Origin of the sequence: Delftia sp. WSY_12 (assembly GCF_043104645.1) — a bacterium.
Lineage (GTDB): Bacteria > Pseudomonadota > Gammaproteobacteria > Burkholderiales > Burkholderiaceae_C > Comamonas > Comamonas tsuruhatensis.
The window spans coordinates 1-301 of sequence record NZ_JBICKW010000050.1; the positions used below are offsets into that span (position 1 = coordinate 1).

The following is a 301-nucleotide window of genomic DNA, read 5'->3' on the forward strand; positions in this document are numbered from 1 at the left end:
TACGACACCATCGGCGGGCAATGGCGATTGCTTGAAGTGCGCGGCCCGGGCTGCGCCAGCTGCGGCCCCGGCGACATGCGCTACCGGTACGACGCGCAAGGGCGCCTGACCGAAGCCACGCGGCTCGATCCCGCAGGCCGCCCGCTGGAAGGCACGCGCACCGAGCTGGACCCCTTCGGCCGCCCGCTGGCCGTGTACCGCATTCCCTACACACAAGGCCAAGCCCGGGCCCCGCAGCTGCAGGTGCGCTACGGCTACGGCAAGGACCCCTGGAAGCAATACGCGCCCGAACTCATCGCCC

General features: G+C 71.1%; 1 protein-coding gene. It reads left to right on the top strand.

From position 1 onward, the window contains the following. A partial coding sequence (locus ACF8LI_RS22850) for a hypothetical protein (protein WP_392414340.1) occupies positions 1 to 301 on the top strand: 301 nt, incomplete at both ends.